The organism is Streptomyces sp. RP5T, assembly GCF_003933965.1.
Classification (GTDB): Bacteria; Actinomycetota; Actinomycetes; order Streptomycetales; family Streptomycetaceae; genus Streptomyces.
The window spans coordinates 1-5,366 of record NZ_RSAJ01000564.1; the positions used below are offsets into that span (position 1 = coordinate 1).

A 5,366-nucleotide genomic window follows, 5' to 3' on the forward strand; every position below is an offset into this window, starting at 1 on the left:
GCCCTGAACCCCGAGGGCCGCCCGGCCGCCGGGGGCCTGGACCCGGTCGAGGACCGGAGCGGCGAGGGCGGCGACGTCGGCACGGTCACCGTCGAACTGGAGGGCCTGGAGAGCCGGGTGACCCCCTTCCCGGTCCCCGCCTCCAAGTACTCGGCGCTGCACCCGGTGGCGGGCGGCGGCCTGGTCTGGCTGCGCTGGCCCATCTCCGGCGCGCTCGGCGAGACCTTCGTCAACCCCGACGACACCTCCGAGCGCCCCACCCTGGAGCACTTCTCCATCGGCAAGGCGAAGAAGACCGAACTCGTCGAGCACCTGGACTGGTTCGCGGTCAGCGGCGACGCCTCCCGGCTGGTCCTGGTGGACGAGGGCGACCTGCGCGCCACCCCCGCCACCGAGTCCGGCGACAGCGACTCGACCGTCTGGATCGACCTGCGCCGCATCCTCCACGAGGTCGACCCGCCCGCCGAGTGGCGCCAGTCCTACGAGGAGGCGGGCCGGCTGATCCGGTCGTACTTCTGGGACCCGGGGATGTGCGGCATCGACTGGGACGCGGTGCTCGACCAGTACCGCCCGCTGCTCGAACGGATCGCCTCACCCGACGAGTTCGCCGACCTCCTGCGCGAGGTCCTCGGCGAACTGGGCACCTCCCACGCCTACGTCACCCCGGCCCGCCGCAACGAGGGACCCCCGCACTACCAGCGCCGCCAGGGCCTGCTGGGCGCCAACTTCGTGCTCAGGGACGGCGGCTGGACGGTCCGCCGGATCCTGCCCGGCGACTCCTCGGACTCCAAGGCCCGCTCCCCGCTGGCCGGCACGGGCATCCGCGAGGGCGCGGTCCTCACCCACGTCGACGGCCGCCCGGTCGACCCGGTCACGGGCCCCTGGCCCCTGCTCGCGGCGGCGGGCGGTACGACGGTGGAGCTGACGTTCACCCCCGCACAGGGCGAGGGCCGCCCCCGCCGGGTGGCCGTGGTCCCGCTCATCGACGAACGCCCCCTGCGCTACCAGGACTGGGTGGCCAAACGCCGGGCCGTGGTAAGGGAGTTGAGCGGCGGCCGCTGCGGCTATCTGCACATCCCCGACATGGGCGGCTCGGGCTGGGCCCAGTTCAACCGGGACCTGCGCCTGGAGGTCTCCCGGCCCGCCCTCATCGTCGACGTGCGCGGCAACGCGGGCGGCCACATCAGCGAACTGGTGGTGGAGAAACTCACCCGCACGATCCTCGGCTGGGACCTCACGAGAAACGCCCAGCCGGTGTCGTACGCCTCGAACGCCCCCCGCGGCCCGGTGGTGGCCCTCGCCGACGAGGCGACCTCCTCGGACGGCGACATGATCACGGCGGCCTTCAAACTCCTGGGACTGGGCCCGGTGGTGGGCCAGCGCACCTGGGGCGGAGTGGTCGGCATGACCGGACGCCACCAGCTCGGCGACGGGACGGTGATCACCGTCCCGATGAACGCGGCCTGGTTCGACGCGTACGGCTGGTCGATCGAGAACCAGGGCGTCCAGCCGGACCTGGAGATCCTGCGCACCCCCCTGGACTGGGCGGAGGGCCGCCACGCCCAACTCGACGACGCCGTACAGCTCGCGCTGGACCTGCTGGAGACGAACCCCCCGGCGACACCGCCGGACTACCGGGACGTACCGAACAGAGCGAGGCCGAAGTTGCCGCCAAGATCTTGAGACGGGGCGGGGGTTCTGCTTTCAGGGGCGCGGGGAACTGCGCGAGAACCCCCACCGGCCCGCACCCGGCCACGCACCCCGGAACGCACAAGGTGCCCTCCCGAAAACCGAGAGGGCACCCCGCACTTCAAGCAGTGACTACATGTCGTAGTCGGGCTCCAGCCGCTCCTGCTCCTCGGGGCGCATCCGCTCGGACTCCTCGTCCCGCATGCGCTCACTGTCCTGCTCGCCGCGGCGACCACGCTGGGCCTGCTCCCGGCCCTCCTGGGCCTTCTGCTTGGCCTGCTGCTGCCACTGCTCGGACTTGTCCTGGAACTGGTCCTTCATACCCATGTGGGTTCACTCCCGTGGGGGTGAGGGGAAGAGCCCCTGGCCGGGGCCTCGACCAGATTCACACGCCCGGACAAAGAGCGCATTTCGATCAGTTACGGTGCGTAGCGCGCGCTTCCTCATCCGCCGCCCCACCTGCACCGACGAGTCCGATCCGCAGTCCCTCCAACCGCTGCCCGAACCGCCGCATCTCGCGCTGCCCGACGGTCCCGATGAGCCCCGGGAGGTACCCGCGCATCCCCTGCATCCCGCGCAGCCACCCCTGCCCGTACACATGGCTGGAGCGCCGCTCGATCCCGGCCACGATCCGCTCGACGGCGGGACCCAGCGGATACGTCTTGTTGGCCGGCCACGGCAGCCGCTGCCTGAGCTCGCGCATCACGTCGTCCTGGTCGGCCCCGCGCACCATGTCCGTGTCGGTCCACGACAGATACCCCACCCCGACCCGTACGCCCCGGTGCCCGACCTCGGCCCGCAGACTGTGCGCGAACGCCTCCACACCGGACTTGGACGCGCAGTACGCGGTCATCATCGGCGCCGGGGTGATCGCGGCGAGGGACGCGATCTGCAGCAGGTACCCGCGGCTCTCCATCAGCACCGGCAGGAACGCCCGTGCGGTGACGGCCGATCCGACGAGATTGACCTCGATCACCCGCCGCCACGCCTCCGGATCGGAGTCCACGAAGGGCCCGCCGGTCGCGACCCCGGCGTTGGCGACCACGATGTCGACCTTCCCGAACCGCGCCTTGACCTCCTGCGCGACCCGGGCCATCGCCGCGTGGTCGGTGACATCGGCGTACCAGTGGTCGCTGTCCCCGTGCAGCCGTTCGGAGAGCTGCTTGAGCGCGTCCGGTTCCAGGCCGACCAGCGCGACCTTCGCCCCGCGCGCCGACAGCTTGCGGGCGAGCAGCTCGCCCACGCCCCGCGCGGCCCCCGTGACGACCGCGACCTGTCCTTCGAGTCCGACCCTGCTCATGCGCCCTCCTTGACCTGGACGTACGTGGTGACGAGTTCCCGGATCCGCGCGCTGACCAGCTCGGGCGCCTCGACCGGTGTCATGTGGCCGAGGCCCGGCAGCTCGGTGACGCCGAGGCAGTTCGGCAGCGCGGCGGCCAACTGGTGTGCGTGCACGGGCGGGGTGAGCCGGTCGGCTGTACCGACGACGACGGCCGTGGGCACGGAGAGCTGCCGTACACCGTGATCGAGGTCGAGCAGATCGAGGACCTGCGACCAGGCGTACCGCACCTTGCGCGGGCACGCGTGCACGATCCGCGCGCACGCCTCCACCATGTGCGGGGCCGAACCGGGGCCCATCGTCCCGTACTTGAGGATCCGCAGGGCGAGCGGTGTGACCGGCCCGAGCGGTGCCCGCGCCCCGAGCACGTGCCGGGTCAGCCAGGTGCGCAGCCGCCCGGACCGGATCGGCACGACCGTCGACTCGGCGACCAGCCGCGACGATCCGGTGCTGCACAGCAGGACGGCCGCCGCGTGCTCCCGGAACCGGGGGCGTGCCGCCGCCGCCATGACCGTCATCCCGCCCATGGAGTGCCCGGCGATCACGGCCTTCTCACCGGGGGCGAGAGCCGCCTCCAGTACGGCTTCGAGGTCGTCGGCGAGTCCGTCCGCACTGCACGCCGGGCTCGCCGGACTGCGCCCGTGGCCGCGCTGGTCGTACGCGACGACCCGGTGGTCCACGGAGAGTTCGCGGATCTGGGCGGCCCAGAAGGCGGTGGAGCAGGTCCAGCCGTGCGCGAGCACGACGGGAGGAGCGCCCTCGGGCCCGTGCACCTCCACGTGCAGGCGGGCGCCGTCCGCGGAGGACACGGTGAGTTCACGCGCCGGGGCGGGCGGGGCGTACGGCCCGGAGACGACATGCGCCGGCCGGCTCATACGGCGGCCTCCGCGCTCTCGTCCGCGGCCGCGCCCGCCCGCACCGCGGGCCGCAGCACCTCGTACTCGGCGAGATCCACCCGCCGGGTCGCCCGCCGGAACTCGGTCGTCGTACCGGGCCAGATCGTGCTGTTGCGGCCGTTCGCGTCCAGGTACCAGCTGGTGCAGCCGCCGGTGTTCCACACCGTGCGCTTCATGCGCTCCTGCACCCGGTGGTTCCAGGCCGCCACGGCGGCGGGCCGCGCGTCGAGGGCCGCCCGCCCGCCGAGCACGTCGAGCTGCCGTACGAAGTCGGCGAGGTAGTTCAGCTGGGACTCGATCATGAGGATCATCGAGGAGTTCCCGAGGCCGGTGTTGGGCCCGATGATGGTCATCCAGTTGGGGAAACCGGCGGCGGAGGCACCGCGCAGCGCCTCCATCCCGCCCTTCCACGCCTCGGCGAGCGTCCGCCCGTCCGCCCCGACGACCCGGTCGGCGATCGGCATGTCGGTGACGTGGAAGCCGGTGCCGAACACGATCGCGTCGACGTGCGCCTCGGTGCCGTCGGCGGCGACGAGCTTCGAGCCCTCGACATGGCTGAGCCCGCTCGCGACCACGTCCACGTTGGGCTGGGCGAGCGCCGGGTAGTAGGTGCTGCTCAGCAGGATCCGCTTGCAGCCGATGCGGTAGTCGGGGGTGAGCTTGGCGCGCAGCTCCGGGTCCTTGATGGCGCGGGCCATGTTCCGCCTGGCCAACTGCTCCACCGCGCCCAGCTCGTTGGGGTGCTTGGTGAACGCCTGGACCTGCAACTCCCTGATGCCCCACAGCAGTCCGCGCCTGACCTGGGTGGTGAAGGGCACCTGCCGGTGCAGCCAGCGCTCGGCGCCGCTGATCGCCCGGTCCATGCGGGGCATCACCCAGGGCGGGGTCCGCTGGAACAGCGTGACGTTGCGGACGAGCGGCTGGATGGCCGGGACGATCTGGATGGCCGAGGCGCCCGTCCCGACCATGGCGACCCGCTTGCCGCGCAGGTCGTAGTCGTGGTCCCAGCGGGCGGAGTGGAAGACCTTGCCGGGGAAGGAGTCCAGTCCCGGGATGTCGGGGATCTTCGGGTCGGAGAGCGGCCCGGTGGCGGAGACGACGAGGTCGGCGGAGAGCGAGCCGCTCGCGGTCTCGATGTCCCACCGCAGTTTCTCGCTGTCCCAGGTCATCCGCCTGACCTCGGAGTTGAGGCGCAGGTGCGGGCGGAGCCGGAAGACGTCCGTCACATGCTCCAGGTAGGCGCGGATGTGCTCCTGCCCGGAGAAGGTGCGCGGCCAGTCGGGGTGGGGTGCGAAGGAGAACGAGTAGAGATGGGACGGCACGTCACAGGCGCATCCCGGATAGCTGTTGTCCCGCCACGTACCCCCGACGCTGTCGGCCCGCTCCAGCACGACGAAGTCGGTGACTCCCTCGCGCCGCAGCCGTACGGCGGCCCCCAGTCC

5 protein-coding genes are annotated in these 5,366 nt (G+C 72.1%); 1 reads left to right on the forward strand and 4 read right to left on the reverse strand.

Annotated features, from left to right (window positions below):
- Nucleotides 1-1,683: S41 family peptidase (locus EHS43_RS36350; protein ID WP_185806566.1), on the forward strand; the 1,683-nt coding region annotated here is incomplete at its 5' end.
- Nucleotides 1,684-1,821: 138 nt separating this feature from the next.
- On the opposite strand, the gene EHS43_RS36355 is transcribed toward EHS43_RS36350, so the two are convergent.
- From EHS43_RS36355 to EHS43_RS36370, 4 genes are all read right to left on the reverse strand, one after another.
- Complete coding sequence (locus EHS43_RS36355) at nt 1,822-2,016, reverse strand: hypothetical protein (RefSeq protein ID WP_125194869.1); 195 nt, start codon at nt 2,014-2,016, stop codon at nt 1,822-1,824.
- Nucleotides 2,017-2,104: 88 nt separating this feature from the next.
- Entirely contained in the window at nt 2,105-2,989 is an 885-nt protein-coding gene (locus EHS43_RS36360) for an SDR family oxidoreductase (protein ID WP_125194870.1), read from the reverse strand.
- Entirely contained in the window at nt 2,986-3,903 is a 918-nt protein-coding gene (locus EHS43_RS36365; protein WP_125194871.1) for an alpha/beta fold hydrolase, read from the reverse strand. Before EHS43_RS36365 ends, EHS43_RS36360 begins: the two co-directional genes overlap by 4 nt.
- Nucleotides 3,900-5,366, reverse strand: a 1,467-nt coding sequence (locus EHS43_RS36370) for an NAD(P)/FAD-dependent oxidoreductase (protein ID WP_148104175.1), incomplete at its 5' end; no start/stop codon positions are given. The genes EHS43_RS36370 and EHS43_RS36365, both read right to left, overlap by 4 nt.

Bases quoted from the DNA above. Each gene is read 5' to 3' on its own strand.
- EHS43_RS36355 (WP_125194869.1), bottom strand. From the start codon at position 2,016: ATGGGTATGAAGGACCAGTTCCAGGACAAGTCCGAGCAGTGGCAGCAG.
- EHS43_RS36365 (WP_125194871.1), bottom strand. From the start codon at position 3,903: ATGAGCCGGCCGGCGCATGTCGTCTCCGGGCCGTACGCCCCGCCCGCC.
- EHS43_RS36360 (WP_125194870.1), bottom strand. From the start codon at position 2,989: ATGAGCAGGGTCGGACTCGAAGGACAGGTCGCGGTCGTCACGGGGGCC.